Source organism: Pseudomonas sp. LJDD11 (genome assembly GCF_024584215.1).
In the GTDB taxonomy this organism is placed as follows: domain Bacteria; phylum Pseudomonadota; class Gammaproteobacteria; order Pseudomonadales; family Pseudomonadaceae; genus Aquipseudomonas.
In genome coordinates this window covers 1-18,604 of record NZ_JANJFL010000017.1, presented here as the reverse complement: position 1 = coordinate 18,604, position 18,604 = coordinate 1, and the positions used below count along the sequence as shown (strand labels likewise).

Annotated in this window: 20 protein-coding genes; 5 read left to right on the top strand and 15 right to left on the bottom strand. The window is 60.6% G+C overall.

Features of this window, described 5'->3' with window-relative positions:
• The first annotated feature begins 130 nt into the window (after positions 1-130).
• The 3 genes from NRB16_RS18885 (at position 131) to NRB16_RS18875 (ending at position 1,491) form a co-directional block, all read left to right on the top strand.
• Positions 131-370 carry a type II toxin-antitoxin system RelB/DinJ family antitoxin gene (locus NRB16_RS18885; RefSeq protein ID WP_045492890.1) on the top strand — a complete coding sequence of 80 codons (240 nt, stop codon included), beginning with the start codon at positions 131-133 and terminating at the stop codon, positions 368-370.
• On the top strand, positions 360-650 hold the full coding sequence (locus NRB16_RS18880) for a type II toxin-antitoxin system RelE/ParE family toxin (protein WP_045492887.1): 291 nt from the start codon (positions 360-362) through the stop codon (positions 648-650). The genes NRB16_RS18885 and NRB16_RS18880 overlap by 11 nt, the downstream gene beginning before the upstream one ends.
• Positions 651-936: 286 nt before the next feature.
• The gene (locus tag NRB16_RS18875; RefSeq protein WP_144403350.1) at positions 937-1,491 is read left to right on the top strand and encodes a hypothetical protein; all 555 of its coding nucleotides are present in this window, start codon (positions 937-939) and stop codon (positions 1,489-1,491) included.
• 74 nt (positions 1,492-1,565) lie between these two features.
• On the opposite strand, the gene NRB16_RS18870 is transcribed toward NRB16_RS18875, so the two are convergent.
• The 15 genes from NRB16_RS18870 to wecB form a co-directional block, all read right to left on the bottom strand.
• Positions 1,566-1,787, bottom strand: coding sequence for a hypothetical protein (locus tag NRB16_RS18870; RefSeq protein ID WP_257106664.1), 222 nt, complete (start codon positions 1,785-1,787; stop codon positions 1,566-1,568).
• A 162-nt stretch (positions 1,788-1,949) separates the two neighbouring features.
• Positions 1,950-2,306: a GFA family protein gene (locus NRB16_RS18865; RefSeq protein WP_045492882.1), complete on the bottom strand. Its 357-nt coding sequence runs from the start codon at positions 2,304-2,306 to the stop codon at positions 1,950-1,952.
• A gap of 5 nt (positions 2,307-2,311) precedes the next feature.
• Entirely contained in the window at positions 2,312-2,455 is a 144-nt protein-coding gene (locus NRB16_RS18860; RefSeq protein WP_158497600.1) for a hypothetical protein, read from the bottom strand.
• 5 nt (positions 2,456-2,460) lie between these two features.
• The gene (locus NRB16_RS18855; RefSeq protein WP_045492879.1) at positions 2,461-2,856 is read right to left on the bottom strand and encodes a lysozyme inhibitor LprI family protein; all 396 of its coding nucleotides are present in this window, start codon (positions 2,854-2,856) and stop codon (positions 2,461-2,463) included.
• Positions 2,857-2,917: 61 nt separating this feature from the next.
• Complete coding sequence (gene csgH, locus NRB16_RS18850; RefSeq protein ID WP_253141017.1) at positions 2,918-3,211, bottom strand: curli-like amyloid fiber formation chaperone CsgH; 294 nt, start codon at positions 3,209-3,211, stop codon at positions 2,918-2,920.
• A gap of 5 nt (positions 3,212-3,216) precedes the next feature.
• Positions 3,217-3,723 carry a curlin-associated protein gene (locus NRB16_RS18845; protein WP_257106663.1) on the bottom strand — a complete coding sequence of 169 codons (507 nt, stop codon included), beginning with the start codon at positions 3,721-3,723 and terminating at the stop codon, positions 3,217-3,219.
• A gap of 17 nt (positions 3,724-3,740) precedes the next feature.
• Positions 3,741-4,565, bottom strand: coding sequence for a CsgG/HfaB family protein (locus NRB16_RS18840; RefSeq protein WP_231906518.1), 825 nt, complete (start codon positions 4,563-4,565; stop codon positions 3,741-3,743).
• Between the two features lie 90 nt (positions 4,566-4,655).
• A complete protein-coding gene (locus NRB16_RS18835) occupies positions 4,656-5,792 on the bottom strand; it encodes a hypothetical protein (protein ID WP_045492871.1) in 1,137 nt (378 codons plus the stop codon).
• A gap of 70 nt (positions 5,793-5,862) precedes the next feature.
• Complete coding sequence (locus NRB16_RS18830; RefSeq protein ID WP_045492869.1) at positions 5,863-6,282, bottom strand: curli assembly protein CsgF; 420 nt, start codon at positions 6,280-6,282, stop codon at positions 5,863-5,865.
• Between the two features lie 10 nt (positions 6,283-6,292).
• A complete protein-coding gene (locus tag NRB16_RS18825) occupies positions 6,293-6,733 on the bottom strand; it encodes a curli production assembly/transport protein CsgE (protein ID WP_257106662.1) in 441 nt (146 codons plus the stop codon).
• Positions 6,734-7,177: 444 nt separating this feature from the next.
• Positions 7,178-8,050 (bottom strand): hypothetical protein, encoded by an 873-nt coding sequence (locus tag NRB16_RS18820; RefSeq protein ID WP_253141019.1) that lies wholly within the window; start codon positions 8,048-8,050, stop codon positions 7,178-7,180.
• Between the two features lie 2 nt (positions 8,051-8,052).
• Positions 8,053-10,008: a tetratricopeptide repeat protein gene (locus tag NRB16_RS18815; RefSeq protein WP_257106661.1), complete on the bottom strand. Its 1,956-nt coding sequence runs from the start codon at positions 10,006-10,008 to the stop codon at positions 8,053-8,055.
• On the bottom strand, positions 10,005-12,113 hold the full coding sequence (locus NRB16_RS18810) for a glycosyl transferase family protein (protein ID WP_257106660.1): 2,109 nt from the start codon (positions 12,111-12,113) through the stop codon (positions 10,005-10,007). The genes NRB16_RS18815 and NRB16_RS18810 overlap by 4 nt, the downstream gene beginning before the upstream one ends.
• A 12-nt stretch (positions 12,114-12,125) precedes the next feature.
• On the bottom strand, positions 12,126-14,330 hold the full coding sequence (locus NRB16_RS18805; RefSeq protein ID WP_257106659.1) for a cellulose biosynthesis cyclic di-GMP-binding regulatory protein BcsB: 2,205 nt from the start codon (positions 14,328-14,330) through the stop codon (positions 12,126-12,128).
• Between the two features lie 48 nt (positions 14,331-14,378).
• Positions 14,379-15,626 carry a non-hydrolyzing UDP-N-acetylglucosamine 2-epimerase gene (gene wecB, locus NRB16_RS18800; protein WP_045495059.1) on the bottom strand — a complete coding sequence of 416 codons (1,248 nt, stop codon included), beginning with the start codon at positions 15,624-15,626 and terminating at the stop codon, positions 14,379-14,381.
• 914 nt (positions 15,627-16,540) lie between these two features.
• Here wecB and NRB16_RS18795 point away from each other — a divergent pair.
• Both NRB16_RS18795 and NRB16_RS18790 read left to right on the top strand, forming a co-directional pair.
• Entirely contained in the window at positions 16,541-17,539 is a 999-nt protein-coding gene (locus NRB16_RS18795; protein ID WP_045492857.1) for a response regulator, read from the top strand.
• 3 nt (positions 17,540-17,542) lie between these two features.
• Entirely contained in the window at positions 17,543-18,496 is a 954-nt protein-coding gene (locus NRB16_RS18790; RefSeq protein ID WP_045492854.1) for a sensor domain-containing diguanylate cyclase, read from the top strand.
• Positions 18,497-18,604 lie beyond the last annotated feature (108 nt).

Below are 18,604 nucleotides of genomic sequence, written 5' to 3'. Positions count from 1 at the left end.
AAGCCTTTGGCTATTGCTGAAAGGATCTGTGCACCATGACTGGACAGGTCCGTACATCGCCAAAGGGGCTTGCTTGAAACAGAAATCTGGTTCAGTGTATGCACAAATGTCATTACATCGAGGGTTGGTCATGGCGTCCATCAACATCCGTATCGACGATGATCTGAAACTGCGGGCTTACCGGGAGCTGGAGAGGCTTGGCGTTACCCCCTCCGAACTGATGCGTCAGGCGCTGCAATATGTGGCAGAACGGGGGCAGTTACCTTTCAGGCCGGTTTTGGTTACCGAAGAGGATGAAGCGCTACTGACAACACTGCGTGAGCGGCTTGCTGAACCTCAGCGAGTAAAGGTTTCACTGGATGACCTTTAGTCTTGAGTTTGATGCGAGGGCGTTGAAGGAGTGGCACAAGCTTGGCGATACCATTCGCCAGCAACTCAAAAAGAAGCTCGCTGCAGTGCTGGTCAATCCACGTGTTGACGCCAACCGACTGCAGGGGTTTGCAGACTGCTACAAGATTAAATTACGCAGCAGCGGATATCGCTTGGTCTACCAGGTTATTGACCATGAAGTGGTCGTGTTCGTGGTGGCAGTAGACAAGCGTGAACGTAGCCAGGTTTATACCAAGGCGGCTGAACGCTTGAAAAACTGAAAGCGCAGAAAAAACAAAACCCGCCGAAGCGGGTTTTTTGTCCCAGACCATTCCAACTCCCTGTCGGCAGTATCCCTTCACGGTCGATCGTCCCTGATCCTGGTGAGCATCCTGTTCACCAGTGGTTGGATCTGACTATAGGCTTGTCGCCGGGGTGCGCAAATGGCAATTGTTCTCTGGCGCGTGTAAGCCTTTGGCTATTTGTACCTGGAGGCTACCATTGGCGGCCGTGCCACGTTGAAAAGCTTGCCGCTTTGGAATGGGTCAAAGGGAATGAAGGCATTTTGTGGACGATTTGATCGTTGAGCGCCAAGGAAATACGACGATGAAGAAAACTGCCGTGCAGCTGGGAGACGACAGCCTGGCAGATGCCTTTCGTGAGCTGATGAATGCAGTCATCAATATGCGTGAGGCCGGAGTCGACCTGAATCAGGTACAGCATGCCCCCGAATTCACCTATCTGTTGACCCCCAAACAGTTTGACCGGATTAAGCGGATTTGCCGGGAAAAGGGTTGGCCTGAGCCAAATCAAAGGGGAATTCTCATGGACCTCCAGGCTATTGCTCACCCCTTGGACGCTCGCGAAACCAAAGATCACTGTACGTCGGAGGAGGCTTTGCAGATCCTGGTCAACGCGTACTGTGCCTATAGCCAGGTGGGCCTGAATAAGCCAAAGCATGCACAAGGCATTCTCTTCAATACGGGCAGAAAGGTCAGTATAGGCCGAGGTAGCTACTACGCTCTGGCTGTTGTGAAGGTGTGCGAGGATGGGGTCAGAAGGTACTTGGCCCCAGTCACTGCGTATCACGCGACTGAGGCCAAGATCCGGAAAATCAGGTGACTACGAGGAAGGACGGCTTCGAAGGCGAGTCTCCTGCATTTAAGCAGAACAACCCATACGCCCAGGATTTCCCTTCATATGACCTTGGCTAGCCAGGTCTTCGCAGCTCCGCCGACAAATTTTCTGCTGTCTGCGTAGTCGTGGTCGATTTTAAGCAACACCCTTTGGGAATGCAAATCTGCCCTTTTCGTTAGACGTACTGAAAAAGGTACATAAGGATTTTGAGGTATAACGAGCCGTTGCAATACCGCAGAAAAAACAAAACCCGCCGCAGCGGGTTTTTTGTCCCAGACCATTCCAACTCCCTGTCGGCAGTATCCCTTCACGGTCGATCGTCCTTGATCCTGGTGAGCATCCTGTTCACCAGTGGTTGGATCTGAATATAGGCTTGTCGCCGGGGTGCGCAAATGGCAATTGTTCTCTGGCGCGTGTAAGCCTTTGGCTATTCGTACGTACGCTCAAACAAGCCGGTCTTCAAACGAGTGATACTCCGGCTTGAAGTCCAGGTTACGTGGGTCGTCGAAGCAGCCGATCAGCAGGGCGACTGTCGGCGCATCGTCTATCGCACCGAGTGAGCTGCCGCAGGTGGCGCAGAAGGCCCGGCTCGAATAATCGCTGGAGCGCCAGGTGGCCGGTGCACCGCCGGGGCCGGTCCAGCGTATCTGGTCGCTGGGGTATTCCACCCAGGGTGCGCTCAGGCTGCCGGTGTGGCGCTGGCAGAACCGGCATGAGCAGTTGTGCGGGTTGCCAGCGGCGCCGTGGGCTTCGAAGCGGATCGCACCACACAGGCAGCCGCCGGTAAAGGTCTGGGCCATGTGTTTCATCCTGTTGAATACTGCACCGTCAGCCATGGTTTCCAGGCCATCGTCGCTCTGTCGGCGTAGGCCGGTTGCTCGGGCGTGGCACTCGTCTGGCGTATTTCCTGAAACTGGTAGCCGGGCAGGTAGTGGTCGAGCAGGTTCATGACGCTCACATACCCGCCAGTCCTTCCAGCTCATCAGCCCGCCGCGCGGTGGCTTCGAGTACGCAACTGCTGCTGTTGAGGCGGTCCATGGTGCCGCCGGTGAGCTGGGCATAGAAGCTGCAGTTGGCATCGCGGTACTTGATCCACTGGCGCTGGGCCTCGCGCAGCAGCGCTTGCTGGGTTTCGCCGTGGGCAGCCAGGGCGGCTTTGTACTGGGCGTTGAGGCGGGCGTCGTGGCGTTTGAGCTCGGCTGCGTTGCAGTCGAGCATTTCCACCGTAACGCCGCCGGAGGTGTCCATGCAGCGGTCATAGGTGACGCTGTATTGCGGTTCTTTGGCCTGGACAGGCAGTGCAGGCAGGATCAAGGCGGTGAGAAGCAGCAGCGAGCGTGGCAGCGACATAGGTCCCTCTGTCGATCAGTGGTGTTGGCGACAAGCATACTGATTCGCAGCCGGATATGGGCTATTCGCAATCGCGTTCGAGTTGTTTGAGCACCTGATTGTCCTGCAGAACTTGCAGATGGATCTGGCATGTCGCGCCTGAAGGCAGGCTGATTTGCACGACTGAAGAGGCCACGCCGCTGTGCAGGTCGCCGCTCTGGCTGATGCTTGAGGTGCCGTTGCTGCTGGTCTGGCGAACGCTCAGGCGGTATTGCAGGGTCAGCGGCGCAGGGCTTTGCAGCAGCGGGCTTATCAGCACCGCCTCGGCGTTGCGCTGGGTGTCGATCGATACCACCAGTTGGGAGATGTCGATCATCGGGGTCACCATTGTTTGATGCTGGCGGTGGAATTGTTGCCGTACTGGGTGACTGAGGCCGTACCGCCGAAGCCGCTCTGTTGCACGCTGGCCTGGTTGCCATTGCCGTACTGGCTGACCTGCGCCTGATTGTAGGCGCCGCTCTGTTGGACGTTGGCGCTGTTGTTCAGACCGTTTTGTTGCAGGCTGGCCTGGTTGTAGCTGCCGGCCTGGCTGAGCACGATGTCGTTGGCGTTGCCGGTCTGCTGCAGGTAAGCCTGGTTGTTCGCGCCGCTCTGGCTGATCTGCGCCTGGTTGCGATTGCCGTCCTGACGCTGGGTCAGTTGCTGGCTGGCACCGCTTTGCTCGACCCGGGTCTGGTTCCAGGAACCGATCTGTTCGATGTTTGCCACTTTACCGTTGACGATGCCGGCGTAGCGGGCTTCAGCTTGCAGATCCGCGGCCTGGCAGAGGCCGCTGCTGATCAGCAGGACGGCGGCCAGATGGCCGCGCAGGTTGATGTTAAATGCCATGATCTGCTCCGTAAGGATTATTTGTCGGACCCGGTAAGAGGCATGGCCAGCGTCTGTTCGTCGTAATTCTTCAAATAGGCCTGCAGCAGCGGCTGGTTGATGTCGTCAGGGTTTTTCAGACGCCAGCTGCCGTCACGCACACCTTGGGCAACCATGTGCACCAGCGCGGTCTCGATGGCTTCACGCACACACTGCTGGACCGGTTCGTTGCGGCTGATACCGGTCTCGACTTCCAGCAGGTGCTTGAGCGAGACATATTTGAAAACGCCGAAATCGACCTGGATGGAAAAGATCGTTTTGGTCGTGGTGATGCTCTGGATAATCTCGCCCGTGCGGATGTCCACGGCCCGCAGGTTGACGGTGACCTGATCCTGGCGATACAGCTCTGAAGGGCCGATGCCCAGGTAACGCACGCCCAGACCGCCGGTGCGGACGTTGCTTTCGTAGCCGACGATGGCGCCTTCAACGATCAGGTTGGCGGGCCGCAGGGGGGGCAACTGTACCTGGGCCTGGTCCTGAGGTTGCTCCAGCGCGCGGATGATCTTGCGCTCGGTGAGCAGGTCCTGCAGGTTTTCACGCTCCATCGGCTTGAACCACTTCGAGTCACGCAGGGCGGTCACCAGCAGTGACGCGGCGCCTTGGGTGACGGCCGTGGAAAACGAGCTGTCTGGTGAAGGCTTGTATTGGCCGGTCTGGTCGCGCAAGCCATAGACTGCCACGGAAATCGGGCCGGCCGGGGCTGGCAGGTTGGCCAGATCGCGGGAAATTTGGGTAGGGGGAGCCAGCGACGCGGGGTTGAAGGTCGCCGCTGGACGGGACGTAGCACAACCGCTGACCAGCATTGCTGCACACCCAATTAATGATAACGCGGGGATGTACATGCCCGTGACTCCCCAGAACGCCCCCCGGGGTGGGGGGCGGGGCTACAGCCATTAACGCTGGGTGATAGTGGCGGTGTTGCCGGCGCCGCCGGTCTGGGTAACGTTGGCCACGTTGTTGCTGTTGGCCTGGGTCAGCGCCACGACGTTGCTCTGACCGACCAGGCCGATGCCGCTCTGGTTGACGTTGGCCACGTTGTTGTAGCCGTCCTGCAGCAGGCGGGCTTCGTTGTAAGCGCCGGTCTGCACGGTGTTGGCCTGGTTGTTGTTGCCTTTCTGCTCGACGTTGGCGACCAGTTTCCAGCCGTAGGACTGGTTGACGTTGGCGGTGTTGTTGCTGCCCTGGGTCTGCTTGACGGCGGCGCTGCTCTCAGCCACGGCGGTCTGGGTGACATAACCCTGGTTCTGGTTGCCGTTGGCCTGAGTCACGGTGGCGGTGTTGTTCCAGCCGCCGTTCTGGCCGATGGCCGCTTTGTTGGCACTGCCATAGCTTTGGTCGATGCCGGCCGCGTTGTTGTAAATCGCGTACTGCTGGTTGATCGAACCTTCGTTGCTGTCGCCGCGTGACTGGGCAATGGTGGCGGTGGCCACGTTGTTGCCGACCTGGGTCACCCAGCCCTTGTTGTTATTGCCATCGCGCTGGCTAATGGTGGACTGCGCAGCGTTGTTGACTTGCTGGTTGCTCGACGCCAGGTTGTTTGAGCCGGCCCATTGAATGGTGTTGCTGGTGGTGCCGTTGTTACCGTTCTGGGTGGCGTACGCCTGGTTGTTGTTGCCGCCGTAGGTATGGCCCTGGTCGATCTGCACGGTGCTGTTGGTGTTCCAGGTCTGCTCGACGCTGGCGGTGTTGTTCGCGCTGCCCTGTTTCACAGCGGCTGTCTGACCGCCATTACCAACCTGTTTGATGCCGGTCTGGTTGCTGTTGCCGTTTTGCTGGGCTGTCGCGGTGTTGTTGCTGCCGGCCTGCACCGCGCTCACGCTGCTGCTGGTGGCGGTCTGCTCAATACCGGCGGTGTTGCGCCTGCCGTTCTGCTCGGCATAGACCGAGGACTGGTTGGCACCGATCTGAGTCGAAGTAATGGCGTTACTTGAGCCGTTCTGGATGGCGTTGACGGTGCTGTTGTCAGCCAGTGCAGAACCGGACAGGGCAACCAGAACCGCGAGTGAAAGCAGGGATTTTTGAGTGCGCATGGACGTCTTCCTTATTAATAGGATCAGGTTCTTGAGGTCGGTGAATGCAGGAACAGCAAGTACGGCGGTATTACGGTTGGTTCACTTGAAACTGGGTGGTCTGGCCGGTTCTTTTGTCGGTTGTGACAATCTGTAGCAGCCCGCCTTGCAAGTTGGTAATGGCAATACTGAAGTCGGTGGTTTCAACCACGCCGGGCGAAAGTTTGCCATCGGCGCCCACGATGCTGGAGGTCACTGCCGAAGAGACCCGGCTTAAAATGGCGCTCTGCAACATGCTGTTGAACTGCTCCAGCGAACTTTGGGTGGTGGACGCGCTGGACTCTTTGAACTTGTTCTGTGCCGTGGCCTGGTTCATCAACACCGAACCGTTCAACGGATTGCCACCGAATGAAGGGTTGACCGGTGTGTAGACCAGTTCGCTGGCCTGCACGCGACCGCCCAGAATAAAGAGCAGCCCCAGGCTGATAGGCAACAAAGCATAACGGTGCATAACCTTACCTTTAGAGTTCGTCGCGACCGATATCGGGATCGCCAAAAAACTGTGCCACCTGATACTCCAGAATTGCCTGATAAACCTGCTCTGCGGCATTGGCGCCCAACGCCGGGATAAGGCTGCGGTTAGGCGGCAGAAACATCTGCACCAGGCGCCGGTGGCCGTAATCGACAAACACCTGACTGCCCAGCCGGGCCGTGGGCCGTTCGCTGATGGACACGCTAAAGCGGCCATCGGGGTCCTTGTCGTTCCAGGCACTGGCGAAACTGTCGTAGAACGCGCGACCTGCCAGGGTCATGGTTTGCGCCATGACCAGACCGCCCACGTCCTGGTCGAGCGTGCGTTTTTGCGTCAGCGCTGGCGTTTGATCGACACTCGACTGCGCCAAGCCAATAGAGGCCAGTACCAGTTGCAGAACGAGAACGCTCAGGAGCCGGAAGTAGTTCATGGGTCGTTGAGTCACAACAGGTGTGTGATGCCAATTTATAACTGGTTAATTACAAAGTGCTACTGTTTTTTTAAACTAAACAGGAAATAATTTTCTGGCGCCAAATTGTTATTTATAACTAACGAAATGAATGGGCTTATGGGGTGTTTTCTGGCGTCAATAATAGATCTGGGCGCGCCAGCCTTTCATCAGGGGCCGTCAGGCGAAGAGGTGACGTCAATTAATTTGACGGGTTGAGCACATAAGCCATTAAAGGCATGATCTAACGGTGGGCCGGTTATGGGTGTTGAGAATCCCGCGGGCGATGAAATATAAAGGCGGCTTATAGGCCGCTGCCCGGATATAAGATGGCGTTATTTGGCATCAAATGAATTATTAGTTGCATTCATTTGAGTGAGGTATTTAACCGTGCCGGTTGTTGTCTTACGGCACCCCGGCAGATGTTTATGGGTTCAGACCCTCGACCAGCTCAGGCGTCACATAGTGTGGGCCATCGAACAGGTACAGCGGATAGCCGGCATACGCTGCCATTTGCGGTTTGAGCTCATCCAGCGTTGCCGGACGAAAGCCGCCGCCCCATTGCGGCCGGAAGGCTTCGACGATCAGCCGTACGCGGTCTTTGCCCAGCCGCTGGCTGAGCACGTCCATGTAAGTGCGGGCCACCGGCGCGGTGCGCGCATAGACGCCCACGCCGTCCTGGAAGAACACCCCGACATCTGCCGGCAGCCAGCTCTGCAGCCAGTCGGCAGTGGCGGCAGGGCCGATGTTGGCACCGTCATAGACACTGATCCACAGCGGGCGAGGCAGTTTGGCCAGTAGCGCGGGCAGCTCTTTGGCGCGGGTCCAGCTGGGGTCGACTTCCGCGGGGAAATACCAGCCGGTGACGTTTAGCGGTGTCTGGACCCTGGCCAGCTGTTCTGACAACGCTGCGAGGTGCTCGATGTTGTCCCGTGAGCGGTTTTCGCTGAAATAGCCGGCCAGGCCGAGAATCACACCCTGCGCCCAGGGTTCGCGGGCGATGCGTTCCCAGTCGGGCATCACCGGCACGCCCGGCAGGCCGGTGCCGGGTATGAATGCCTGATCGTCGACCACTGACCACTGCACCAGCAGCTCTTTGGCGCCGAGTGTGTGCCACTGGCCCTGGATGCCCACCGTCGCGTTGTCCGGCTGCCAGACGATGCCGGCGATGTCGGGCGCGGGCCGCTCGCTGTCGATGGCATAGAGCAATCCGGTACCGAGTGCTATCAAGCCCAGCAGCACGCCGGTGAGCACCCGGGCGCGGGTTGACAGACGACGGAGCAGCGGTAGCTGGGGCATGGTCACCACGAGTAGGTAAAGCGAGCGAAGACGCCTTCGGCGCGATCGTCACCGAAGACCCGCTCGCGATATTGCAACGACAGGTCAATGTAGGACTGTGGTGCCTTGCTACGAGTTTCACGCATCCAGTAGCGCACCCCGACACCGACTCCGACGCCGCCGGCGTTGCCGGATGAGCTGCGCTGGCGGCCCAGGTCATCGACCTGGCTGCGCATCTTCGAGTCGTAGTCGGCGGCCGCCACGATGTGCGGGAAAATCACCAGCCGGCGGCTGATACGGTCCAGACGAATGCTGCGGCCGATCTGCCATTCGCTGTTGAAGTAGTTGCGCCTGTTCTGCAGGTAGCGCCCGGCCTCCATATACAGTTGGGAGGTCCACCAGCCGGGTTTGTCGACCCGCAGGTCGGTGCCGATGCTTGAGCCGTAGCCCAGGCGCACCAGCCAGTCGCCGTCGACATTCGAGCCGGCCAGCGGGAAGGTGCGCTCCAGGGCCAGCATCACGTTGTACGCCGACAACGGCTTGAAGCGGATCCCCAGCGCGCCTTGCAAGGCATCGCGACCGGTGTCGTTGTCGTCCTTGCTCCACAGTGTGTCGGTCAGCCGGCCGTACAGCTCGAAGAACCGCGCATTGTTGTAGCCCAGCGGGCGCCAGGCCACTTCGGTGCTGTTTTGCAGGCTGTCGTTGCTGGCACCGGGTGCGCCGCCCAGACCGCTGCTGGTGCTGGCGCCGCGGTAAGTGCTGGTGTTGGTCAGGCTCCATTGCCGTGACAGGTCGGCGACCGAGCGACGGGTGTCGAATACCTCCTGTTCGCTCATGTCCAGCGTGCCGGCCCGCTGATAATCGAGCACCCGCTCGAAGTAGGCAATCGCCTGCACGTCATCGCCACTGCGCTGTGCGGTGTAGGCCGCGTTGCGCAGGTCGACCGGTTTAAGGCCGGTACTGCGGTCCACCTGGCGAAACGTCGCCAGCGCTTGATCCTGCTCGCCGGCCTGGCTGAGGAAGTAGGCAATCTGCACTTCGTCGCCGGCCTGTAGCTCGCCCTTGGCCCGTGCCTGTTGCAGATAGCGAAGCGCTGTATCGGGTTGGCCCATGGCCGCATACAGCGCCGCGCGTTCACGGTCGGGCAGGTTGCCGACAGCCAATGCCTGGGCGTAGTCCTGGCGCGCGCCGGCGTCGTCGCCCAGGCGCTGGCGCAGCTGCCCGCGCTGGGCCAGTAGCGTGGCGTCATTGCCTTGCAGGGCCAAGGCTTCGCTGGCGGCGGCGCGGGCCGCTTCGTATTGCTGATGGGCGATCAGGGCACTGACCAGCAAGCGCCGGTACGCGACGTTCTGCGGATAGCGCTGCACCACATCACGGGCCAGGCTCACTGCCTTGTCGTTGTCACCCTGGGCCAGAGCCTCGTAGCCTTTGGCGGCAATCACTACCGACTGCTGTTCTTCGATCGCCTGTCGGCGGCGCACCAGCTCCGGTTGCGGCCCCAATGTTGCGATGGCCTCGGTGGTGGCTGCGTGGGCTTGCTCCAGCTTCTGCTGGCGTTGCAGGGCTTCGATCAGCATCAGCCGATAGTCGAGGTTTTCAGGCGCTTGGCTGATGGCCTTGAGTGCAGCCCTGGCGGCGGCATCGTAATGGCCGTTGCGGTATTCGCGCAGCGACTGATTACCGGCCAGATAACCGGGTTTTGGCCGTGCATCGGGGTATCGCTCGGGGTGGTCGCGGCGATCCTTGTCACGTAGCGCCAGTTTGACCAGATCGTTCAGCTCGCTCACATCAGGACGCTGGCGCAGGGCTTCACGGGCTTTGGCGACCGCCTGGTCGTAATCTTTGCGGTCATAGGCCAGGTAAGCCTCGTTGGCCAGGTGATACGCCGGGCCGCTCAAGGCCAGCGGCAGGACTTCGGCCATGACGCTGGCCGGCAGCAGGGCCAGGCTTGCCATTAACGGCAGCAGTGCGCGCTTCATGGCGTGGACTCCATTGGCTCAAAACGGTATTGGCGTTCAACGGCCTGTTCGATGGTCTCGCGCGGCAACACGCCCAGATCCACCAGGTAGTCGCCGATTCTTCCGTGTTGTTGTGGCTGATAATTGAGCATCGCCCGGTCGAACACCTGACGGTCGATCAGCCCGGCTTCGATCAGCAAGTCGCCGAGCAGCGGCGTGCCTTTGGCAGGTTGCTGGCCTTGTGTGGCGGCGCCGATCCGGCGCAGTTGGGCGTTGATTTCGCTTTCCCGGGCAATCAACTGCAACGGCTCACCGCCCAGCGCGATGCTGATTTGCTGCAGCGCTTCGTCGCTCAGCGGGCTGGTCACGGCGATGCGTGGCTGGCCGTGTTCATTTGCGCCCAGCGCCACGGCACGCCAGCGCAGGACGAGCGCATGGTCGAGCAGGTCATCCTGACACTGCGTCTGCAGGTCGAAGATACGTGGCAGGTCATTTTGAAAGGCGATCGCCTCGGCCAGGGTTTCGTCATCCAGCCAGCCACGGCTCAGCAGGATTCGGCCCAGCGGCAGGGGACGGCTGTGCTGTTCATCCAATGCGCTTTGCAGCCGCTCATCACTGATCGCCTGCCACGACAGCAGCACGCTGCCCAGCTTGCGCGGCGCGCTGGCCACCAGGTCGGTGGAGGGGAAGTCGTGCATGGTCTTGTCCCAGACCAGCTTGCGCCCCAGCAGCTTGCCAATCAGGAACATGCGCCAGGCGCGGGCGGCGGCCATGAAGTTGACGAAGTTGCCTACCACCATGCGCGGGATCGACAACAGCCCGTGCTGCCAGCCGTACAGCACGCTGGTGAAATAGAAACGGTGGGCCATACGCCACAGCAGTGCCGCGCCGTTGGCCAGCAACAGGACGCTCAACAGGTCACTGTTATCGAACAGGGTCGGAAAGCTGGTATCCCACAGGCCGCTGTAGCGCAGCACGATCAGCGCCACCAGTTGAATCAGGATGAGGTAGGCCAGGATGCTGACGAACGAGGTGACGATACCCTTGCGGTCGCGAAACAACAGATAACGGTTGGCCAGCGAGCCGCTCCAGCCCATCTGCTCCCAGCCCTGCAGGCCGATGCCCAGGGTCCAGCGGGCTTTCTGGCGAAACGCGGTGCGGAAGGTATCGGGAAAGAACTCGCGCACGCACAGCGGCATGTTCAGGGTCGATTCATACGGCTTGCGAAACCACGACTTGCGCAGCACCCGGAACTGCACCGGGAAGCGCACAAAGATCGCGTTCATGCCGTATTTGGCCAGGCGCGCACCGACGTCGTAGTCCTCGGTCAGGCTGTCGGTGTTGAACGGCTGGTTCTGGTTTTCCGCTGCCAGCACTTCCAGGGCGCGCCGTGAGAAACAAGTGCCGACCCCGGCCGAAGGGACGGTGTCGGTCATGCTTTCGCGCACCACCAGGTCCTTGCCGTGCCATTCGGCGAACTCGTCCATGTAAGTGCCTGCCACCCACTCGTACCAGTTACGCTCCAGCGATACCACCGGCAACTGGATCATGTCCTTGCGCGGCAGCAGGTAGTTGAACAGGCGCAGCTCCAGCGGATGCAGCACGTCTTCGCTGTCATGCAGCACGGTGCCGGCAAAGCTCATGCCGTGGGTTTTCTCGTAGTGGAAGATCGCCTGGATCACCCAGTTCAGGCAGTCGGCCTTGCAGGTCGGCCCGGCATGCGGCACCTCGACACGATGCAGTTGCTTGTAACGGCGGCGCATCCGTTCGACTTCATCAATGGTGCGCTGGTCATTGATGTAAGTCCCGACGAAGACCACGTAATGCTTGTAGTCCAGGGTCGAGACCATGTTTTCGATCATCGGCGCGATGACGTCGTACTCCAGCCAGGCCGGGACCATGATGGCCATGGGTTGCTGGTCACGGGCCAGCAACTGCGCCTCGGTCAGTGGCCGGTAGCGGCGCTCGGCGGTGTACTTGCGGTACAGCCGCCGCGCCCAGTACCACAGGTCGACGATCAGGTCGTCGAGGCTGGAGATGAGGATGATCACCGCGACCACCAGGGTCGCGGCTTCCAGGTAGCTGTAGTAATGAGCCAGCCAGTACGGCCAGTAGAGCGAGGTCATCGAGCGGTCCCGTTACTGGCGTTGACGGCGGGCGCGGCGGCCGGCCAGCAGGATGACGACGAGCAACAGCAGGGCACCGGGGATCAGCCACAGCAGTGACGGCTGACGCCAGGCCTCCAGGCCGCGTGGCTCGTCGGCGTCGATCAACTGACTGCCGCTGGGGTCGTGCGTGTCGAAGGTCGACAGCACACCTTCAGAACCCAGTATCGAGGCGTTGCCGCGGGTCAGCAGCAGTGGCTCATCAAACTGCGGGGCATGGCTGCCCAGGGTGCGATACACCAGGCCCTGCTGACCGCCGGACGTGACCACTTGCAGGGCGGCCATGCCGTCCAGCTGTTGCAGGTCAAGCAGGCGTTGCTGCTTGTGGTTGATCAGCAAGCGGCCTTGGTCGTCGACCTGCACAGCGGCATCGCTGTCCTTGATGGGCAATTCGAAGGCCAGAAACGTCTGGTCTGGGGCCACCGCGGCCTTGCCGTCGGCCTGCACCTTGAGCTGCGCACGCAGTGGCGAGATGCCGGCCGCGTCGGCGATCTTGATCAGGGTTGGCAGGCTGCTGGCGGGTTGCTCCAGCCAGGCTTGCGGTACCAGGATCTGGCTGTTTTTGGCAAAGCGTGCGGCCATGCCGGCGAAGTCGCTGCCCGGCGTGCTGTCTTTCAGGACGATATGGCTGGTGGGCAGCACCGTGACTGGAAACGCCTGCGGGGTTTCCAGGCAACGGTTGCTGACTGGCTGGCGCTGGAACGACACGCGCAGCACGTTACGCGAGCCCAGCGCATAAGCCGGAATCCGCGCCTCGATGCGTTGCTTGTGGCCATCGCTGACCAGTTGTGCGGCGCCGATCAGGTAATCGTTGAGAAACACCGAGGCCACCGGCGCGGTGCTTGAAGCGCCCGGTGAACTGGCCAGATCGACCACCGCCTTGACCGGCAGGCGGCCGTCATAGGCAACGTTGCCCAACGGGAAAGTGGCGCTCCAGTCACTCTTGGCCAGCACTTGCAGACCACCCGGTGAGCCGCCCAGACGTGACAGGGCCAGACGCCCGTCCTCGCTCAATGGCAGTTGCGCTTCGGCAATGGTCAACTGACGATTGCGGGCCAGTTTGTTCCACGCCGAGTTGAACAGGCTCATGGCCTTGACCGTGGCGTCGGGGGCGATCAGCAGCATCGGCCGGGCACCGACCAGCGCCAGGCGCGCTTCGTTCTTGCCCAACGCACCGAGGCCTGCGCCGATATGCCGTTGGCGCCACTGGGTCAGCGCGGCAGCGGCCTGACCATCCAGGCTCTGGACTTCGGCCTGTAAGGCGTCCAGGGCCAGGTTGATGGCCTTGAGCAGCTGCGCATCGTCAATCGCCAGATCAGCCTGCACATTCGGGGTCTGGCCCAGCACCAGCAGGGCACCCACTTCGGCGGGGGTCTTGAGGGTATAGCGGCCCTGGCCTGCCAGGCTGGCGAAAGCCGGCACGTTGCGCAGCGCTGCAGGGATATTCAGGGCGCTCAGATCAAGCTGATCGCCCACGGCGGGCAACGGCAGAATCTGCGCCTGCTTGCCAATGCGCTCCAGCGCCACCCCCAGGCGCCAGACCGCGTCGTAGCTCTGCGCGCTCAGGCTGCCGGGCGCGACCAGCACGCCGGGTTTGCCAGGCAAGGCGTTCCAGGCCGCGCCGATATCACGCAATTGACCGGCGTCGTAGCTGTACTGCAAGCGGGTGTCGGGCTCGATGCGCAGCACGTTGCCGATGACCCGTTCGTCTTCGCATAGATCCCGGGAAACGATCGACGACCAAGCCACGCCCAGCCGCACCGAACCACTGTCACGCGGCGCCTTGTCGATGCCCAGACTGACGCTGGCATCGCCTTGGGCTTCGTTCAGGCCTTGGGCGCGCACCGGGTAGCCATCGAGCGACAACAACAGGGTGTTGCGGCCGCCTTCGCCATTCAGGTAACTGGCATCGAACTTCAGGCTGGCATCGAGCAGCGGCACGCCGGCCGGTACCGGCAGGTACAGCTCACGTCGCGCATCGGTCGAGCCCAGGATGATGGGCGCCTTGATGCCCAGTTCCGCCAGGCGGATCTCGCGGTCCTGGCGCAGATCACTGTTGAGCCGGGCAATGGCCTGGGTCAGCGGGCTGTCGGCGGCCAGGGTCAGGTTGGGGGCGAGCACAAACAGGCTCGCACCCCAGGCCAGGGCGCTGAGAGCGCCCGCAGGGATGGACTTCATCAATGTGGTCTCGAACGAATGGAAATCGCGGGTGAAGTAAGCGCCGAACTAGGAGTTGAACGGCCGTGAATACGCTGAGTGCGCCGCCGGTGGCAGGCTTGCGGTATTTTGTAGCCAGTCTGCGCGGGGCCAGTCGGCCTGGCCGGGAACGAAGTCATCGACCGGTCGGCCCATCAGTGCATCGACGATGCGCGTGCAGGCTTTGCCGTCGCCATAGGGATTGTTGGCCTGGGCTGTGCGGCGCCAGAGCAGGTCGTCGTCATACAGCGCACTGACGCCCTCGACAATCGACTGCGGCGCGGTGCCGACCAGCCGCACGGTGCCAGCGGCCACGGCTTCCGGGCGCTCGGTGACGTCGCGCATCACCAGCACCGGTTTGCCCAGCGACGGCGCCTCTTCCTGAACGCCGCCGGAGTCGGTCAGCACTACGTGGGCGCGTTGCATCAGGCGCACGAAGGACAGGTAATCCAGTGGCTCGATCAGGTGCACGTTGCCGAGGTTGCCCAACTGCTCGGTGACCGGGCCCTTGACGTTGGGGTTCAGGTGCACCGGGTAAACGATCTGGATATCCGGACGCTGTGCCAAGGTACGCAGCGCCTTGCAGATATCGAGAAAACCTGCGCCGAAGTTCTCGCGCCGGTGACCGGTCACCAGCAACACCTTGCGGCTGGGCAGCAGAAAGCTGAACTGGTGGTCCAGGCGCTGGCGCAGTTCGCTGTCGCGTTCGATGCGCCGGGCCGTTTGCTGCAAGGCGTCGATGACCGTGTTACCGGTGACGAACGAACGGCCCTGCTGGCGTTCGCCAAGCAGATGGCGACGCGCCTCAGCGGTGGGGGCGAACAGCAGGTCGGCGGTCATGTCGATACTGCGCCGGTTCATCTCTTCAGGCCATGGCTGGCGGATATCGCCGGTACGCAGCCCGGCCTCGACGTGGCCTACCGGAATACGCCGGTGGAAGGCGGCCATCGCGGCGACCATGGCCGTGGTGGTATCGCCGTGGACCAGCACCCGGTCGGGCTGGGCAATCTCCAGCATCGGGTCGATGGCCTCGAACAGTGCGGCGGTCAGGCCGTTGAGCCCTTGATTGGGGCGCATGACCTCCAGGCTGTAATCGGCTTTGAGCTCAAACAGTTCCAGCACCTGGTGCAGCATGTGTTGATGCTGGCCAGTGACACAGACCCGTGAACTGATACCGGGCTCGGCGGCCAGCGCCTTGACCAGCGGTGCCATCTTGATGGCCTCGGGGCGAGTGCCGAAGATGGACAGAATACGGACTTTGGGTTGGTTGCTAGCGATGGTGGCCTCCCGCGCAGTCATCGTGCGCTTACAGCAGTCGGCCCGTACGCTACAGCGTGCGGGCAACTAATGATTCGGGTTCTATCGTAGTACCGGGGTCAACAGAATCGACAATAGGGGGGTCACATCATGTGATGAAGAACTGCACTGCTTTGCATCCCGGAAGTGCAGGGATTATTAGCACTTAATTTAAGAATTGCAAAATATTAATTTGATTTTTGCGTAGGAAAGAACGGGAAACTTTTGAAGTTACGGGCAGTCATGATTAACTCAAACGAGGGTGTTATCGTTTTGATATCATCGTAACTATGTGATATTTTTCATTTTTCTATTTTTGATTGAGCTGTTTTGAGGGTATTAATTATCTGGCGCTCACGCATTGGCTAGCGACTGTTGTTCGACTGAGCGGAGTCATTAATGTCAGCACTATGACGCCTGCATATTGGCAGAATGGCGAACGGGTTGGCAGAACGCGTAGAGCGCGAGGAATTAAAAGTTCAATCATTTCGTACAGGGCGAAACAGGACCGCCGCAAGGTGGGAAAGTTCAGCAGGCTGATGCGTTGAGTGCCGTGTTTGCGCACTATTAGTCGTCAACCGCGCGCTGTTAATCATCGACCTGGTTGAGAATGATTAGCGGGTTCAATATTGAGCGGCTGTCGGCTGTCCTGCGGCGTATTGCAATGGTCTTCGCACAGGCTTGGTATTTTCTGGCAAGCCCGTGCTGCAAGGGCTTGAGCATGCTAATTGCATTGCTGCAGGCAAGCGGGCGCAAAGGTGAATATTCCACCCACCGTAACGTTTCGCAGGCAGCATTGAGTGTTATACGCTCGCTTTTAATTGCTCTTTGCCAATGGCCATCAAGGCTGTTCCATTATTGGTCTGAAACTTTTCTTTGCAGTGAGAAACCATGCGATGCCCACGATAGCGCTACTGATCTGCGATGACTCGAACATGGCGCGCAAGCAGTTACTCCGGGCCTTGCCTGAAGACTGGGATGTGTCGGTGACCATGGCCACCAACGGGCTTGAAGGCCTCGATGCCATACGCCGGGGGCAGGGCGAGGTGGTTCTGCTGGACCTGACCATGCCGGTGATGGACGGCTATCAGACCCTGGCAGCGATCCGTTCGGAGCAACTGGCGGCCAAGGTCGTTGTGGTGTCCGGGGATGTCCAGGACGAAGCGGTGCGGCGAGTGATGGAGCTGGGCGCCCTGGCATTTCTGAAAAAGCCTGCTGACCCCACCGAGCTGCAAGCGACCCTGAGTCGCTTGGCGCTGTTGGGCCCGCCTGCCGTCAAGGCGCCGCATATCGTTGCTGGCGCCGATGGCCGGATCAGCTTTCAGGATGCCATGCGCGAGACGGTCAACGTCGCCATGGGCCGTGCCGCGGCGTTGCTGGCCAAGGTGCTGGGGGTGTTCGTGCAACTGCCGGTGCCCAACGTCAATATGCTTGAGGTGGGCGAGTTGCACATGGCCCTGGCCGATGCTCAGCGTGGTCAGCGGCTGACCGCCGTGTGCCAGGGTTACATCGGCGGCGGTATTGCCGGTGAAGCCTTGTTGCTGTTGCATGACTCGGAGGTCGCCGACATCGCCCGGCTGATGCAGCGAGACTCCACCGATTACACCGACATGGAAATGCTCCTGGACCTCTCGACTCTGGTGATCGGTGCCTGCCTGAGCGGTATCGGTGAGCAGATCGACGTGCCGTTTTCGCTGGGCCACCCGCAGATTCTTGGTCAGCAGGGCGGCATCGACGACCTGATCGACGTCAACCAGAAACGCTGGAAGAAGACCCTGGCCGTCGAGGTCAGCTACAGCGTTGAAGGGCACAATATTCACTTCGATCTGTTGATGTTGTTCACCGAAGACTCGGTCGAGCGGCTCACGAACAAACTTGCCTACATGATGAGCTGATCCATGAACGAGCGTATCGATATCAAAGAGCTTCACTGGCTACTGGCGGTCACTCAGAACATTGATGTGGGCATTGTCGTGCTGGACCGCGACTTGCAAGTGCAGGTCTGGAACACGTTCATGGAAAACCGCTCCGGAGTGATTCCGTTCGAGGCCATCGGCAAGTCGTTCTTCGAGCTGTTTCCGGAACTCAACCGGGCCTGGTTCAGCAAGAAGGTCGATAACGTCATCACCTTGGGCACGCCTGCATTCACCATTTGGGAACAGCGGCCGTACCTGGTGCGCTTCAAGAACTACCAGCCGATCACCGGCCAGGAAGAGTTCATGTACCAGAACACCAGCCTGTTTCCGTTGCGTGGCACCAACAACCAGATCAGCCACACCTGCCTGGTGATCTATGACGTCACTGACGTGGCGGCCAACCGGCATCAGCTGCTCAACGCCAACCGCCAGTTGCAGAAGCTTTCCAGCACCGACCGGCTGACTGGCCTGAACAACCGCGGCCACTGGGAAGAAGCGCTCAAACAGGAATACGCCCGGCACAGTCGCTACGGCTCACAGACCTCGCTGGTGATGCTCGACATCGATCACTTCAAGCACGTCAACGACAGCTGGGGGCATCAGGTGGGCGATCAGGTGCTGCAGGCGATGGCCGAGGTGGTCCGTGCTCAGGTACGCGGTGCCGATATCGCCGGCCGTTATGGCGGTGAAGAGTTCGTCGTGCTGCTGCCCGACACCGACAAGGAAGGCGCGCGTATCTTTGCCGAGCGCTTGCGCACGGCGGTTGAAGCGCTTGAGGTGAAACACGAAGGCCAGAGTATTCGCTGCACGATCAGCCTGGGCGTGGCTGACCTCAGCAAACCGAGCAACGGTTACAAAGCCTTGATCGAATGGGCCGACCAGGCGCTGTACCAGTCGAAGAAAAACGGCCGCAACCGGGTGACGGTGCAGGATTGACATCCTCCCGGCCCTAAAGGGCTGGGATTCCCACAACTGGACGCTCATGCCCGAGCGCGAGAATGTTCTTTGCGGCGTTGACGTCGCGGTCGTGGGTGGCACCGCACC